Source organism: Paenibacillus sp. OT2-17 (assembly GCF_009827695.1).
Lineage (GTDB): Bacteria > Bacillota > Bacilli > Paenibacillales > Paenibacillaceae > Paenibacillus > Paenibacillus polymyxa_B.
The window spans coordinates 1-3305 of sequence record NZ_WUDQ01000416.1; the positions used below are offsets into that span (position 1 = coordinate 1).

General features: G+C 49.3%; 2 protein-coding genes and 1 pseudogene. 1 reads left to right on the plus strand and 2 read right to left on the minus strand.

The genetic code is table 11. The features are described 5' to 3' along the window. Window positions 1–568, plus strand: a pseudogene (locus GRP75_RS22280) (aromatic ring-hydroxylating oxygenase subunit alpha); the annotation flags it as partial. On the opposite strand, the gene GRP75_RS22285 reads toward GRP75_RS22280, so the two are convergent. Both GRP75_RS22285 and GRP75_RS22290 read right to left on the minus strand, forming a co-directional pair. Further along, window positions 555–1736 (minus strand): TolB-like translocation protein, encoded by a 1182-nt coding sequence (locus tag GRP75_RS22285; RefSeq protein ID WP_160790384.1) that lies wholly within the window; start codon window positions 1734–1736, stop codon window positions 555–557. The pseudogene GRP75_RS22280 and the gene GRP75_RS22285 overlap by 14 nt on opposite strands. 122 nt (window positions 1737–1858) lie before the next feature. Then, the coding region (locus tag GRP75_RS22290) for a sensor histidine kinase (protein WP_160790385.1) at window positions 1859–3305 on the minus strand (1447 nt) is incomplete at its 5' end.

Consider the following 3305-nt stretch of genomic DNA (forward strand, 5'->3'; position numbering starts at 1 on the left):
GGAGGACCCCTCTCTCATTTTGTCTCCCTACGATTCCGTGTGGAAGGCACATCTGAGGAGAGTTGTGGAGAGCGTGCTGGATGTCGCTCATTTGCCAATTGTCCATAACAAAACGATCGGTAAAAAATCCTCCACCGACATTCATATCGAGTTTGAAGCGGATGACAATCATATTCGAGTGAAAAACGGGAAAGGTCTATTACAATATACCTTTCCACAGCAATGGATTTTGACTCCCGCCAAGGAAGGACGCAGCAAGTTTATTAATTTCGTCACCTTCACTCCGATTGAGCAAGAGTTAACTGCCATCTACGGACTGGCTGGACGTAATTTTGCCAGATTTGTACCGGGCATGGGCCACATTTTTTCCAGATACAGTGGCAAGGTGCTGGAAGAGGATCGGGCCGTGGTGGAAAGCCAGCATCCGCGTCCAATCCCAGAAGCGCTGCGAATGGAGGCACACGTCCCCGCTGATGGACCTCAGGTTCGGTTTCGCAACCTCTGGTATGATTTCCTTGTCAACGATGAGCCTCGTGTACGACTGGGTCCAGAAACTACTTCCTCTTAAATTCGACGATGTAGCTTTGATTGAGCTGTTTTCCACCTTCCGAGATGTTCTGGTACATGGATAAAAACCGGGCGGATGGGCTCCATACCGTTGGGCTGTCATAGGATTGGATATCGGTCGTAACCGGAGTGGTTTTACCCGTGGACTGGTCAAATACATACAGCCCTCTCATGCCTTGCTGATCCTCATCATAAATGGAATAAGCAAGCTTGGACCCGTCGCTGGACCAGCTTCCATGACTCATTAAAGTGCCTTGACCGACGATCCCTTTCTCTTTGCCCTGTTCATCCAAAATGATCATACGGGCTGGTTCGGATGTATTCCATTTCCGTTTTTCAATGGCAATTGACTTACCATCAGGTGACACGGCAAAGGACATGGCCCCCTCTGCAATGGTCACAGCCTGAGGATGATTGAGGGTGAACCGATTCAGCACCGGATACCCTTGTTTATCACTGCCTGTATAAAATATGGCGTTACCCACTTTTTCGACATGAGACATCAATTCAGAGCGATTTGGATCTTGAAAACTCAATTCTTTAGCTTTTCCGTCCAGACCAATCAGCTGGATTTTACCATCCGGTGTGCCTGTAATGAGATCATTCTCATCGCTCCAGCTCACTTCGTTAGTCATATCCAGCTTGCCGATCGATGTAACCTTACCACTGCTTAGTTCCAAAATGTAGCCCTGAATATCATATTTGCTGCTGGTGCTACCTTCAGTAAAAAAGACATGGCGCTGATCCGGTGATACCACAGCAAGTAACTGTGGAGCCTTACGACCTGGTGTTAAAATCCGCTCCTTGTCTGTCTCTACATTATGAATCCACAGCTGGGTTTTACGCTCCACAATCAGCTCTTCGTCGCTCAGCCAAGACCTCGCGTAGACATCCCCCAGCCTGTCGATAGACGATACCACCAGCTCGTCCGTTACTTGCTGCTGGGCTGCATCCGTGTCAATCACAGTAAGCTGTTGCCCCGGTTTCATACCGGATGCTGGATTTGTCTCTCCTGCGCTCTTTATGCCGCAACCGCTGAACAATCCCCCGGCGATTAAGCCGGTCATGAGCACCCCCGTGGCTTTCTGTCTGAAAACTCTTGTACGGGAATCTTCGCGATGAGAGGAGCCGTTCTTTTGCCCATAGCTGCCTATGTTTTTCTTTATCATGTACAACGGCCTCCTTGTTAACGATACCCCCATTTTAATGCCCGAACATCTCATGAATACATCGGATTGTTTCCAAATTGTAAACAAGACACCATTTTAGCCCTGTGCTAACAGTTGGCCGTTTACAGGGAGCCATCGTGAACCAAGAGAGGGAGTCTAAGCGAAAATTCATTCCCACTTACATTTGTATGCCCGTTGTCATTTTCCAACCCACTATGATCTGAAGCTGTAAGCTGCAACTCTCCCCCCATGCGCTCCGCTAGTCTGCGCGCCAGAGGAAGACCGAGTCCCGTACCGCTGTCCTGACGAGATCGATCACGACTTAAGGTAGCAAACGGCTCAAAAATCATGTCCCATTGCTCCCTAGGAATCCATGGGCCGGAATTGCGTATACACACAATCACGGTGTCCTGTTCCACTCGATTCGATAACGTAATCCATCCACCGTCCCAATTGTACTTCACTGCATTATCCAGCAAATTCAGTACAATATGCATCAGATGCTTAGGGTCTCCCCACACCTGGGCAGGAACGGTATCTATCGAAAAATTCAGCCTACGCGCTGCCGCTTTTCCTCGAATACGGCTCCCTGCATCTTCCAGCAACGAATGCAGTTTCACAGCCTCTGTATGCAATTCAAAATCATATTTATCCAGCACAGATAGCCGCAGCGAGTCCTCGACAAGCTCGTACAACCGTTTTGTTTCCTTACTGATACTTTCTCTCGCTTCACGCACCAGTTCAGGATCATCCCCATACATATCCAGTAAATCAGCATAAGCCTGAATAGAGGTTAATGGAGTCTTTAATTCATGACTGATATTTCCAATAAAAGATTTTTGCTGCTGCTCCAGCTCTCTCAAACGCTGAACCGCTTCTTCCAGCCGAAGCTTTTCGTTTTCCAGCGCGGTAATGCTCTCCCGAATCACATGACTCATCTGGAGCATTCCTTCATCCAGCCTTCCCAGCTCGTCCTGCCGCCGCAGCAGTCTGGCTTCTGGATAGTGCCCTGTCGATATCTGCTCGGAAGCGCGAGTCAGTCGTCCGATATCTCTCGTCTGGCGGCTGACATAGCCTAAGCCCAAAATAAAGCTCAATACCAGCACCGCACCCCCTGTCCATAGAAACAACTGGGCAATGGCCTGGTAGAACTGCTGCTGCGCTTCTGTTGAGCTATGAAGCTGTACCACTCCCAGTAAGCCGTCCGGACCTTGAAGCGGAGCCAAATAGGTGACTGCGCTACCTTCCGTAATATACGCAATTTTGCCTTGGAGCGCATAGGAAAGGGCCTGGCTGACATTTGTTCTAAAAGCCAGCGGTAGAGAATTGCCAACCTCATGCCCCTGACCATCATATAAAATAACGCGCATATTGCTGGATACGCCCAGTTCCACTGCGAGTTGGGGCGCCTGCTTCTTCATGAAGCCTTCCGGTGATTGGCGCACTCCCAACAGGTAAGACTGTTTTACACGCATTTCTACAATTTCGGCCTGGCGCTTTAAACTGCGTTCCATTTGGGCTGTCTGGTTAGCGCGAATGACAGTAAGCAAGAGCCAGCTCAGCACCCCG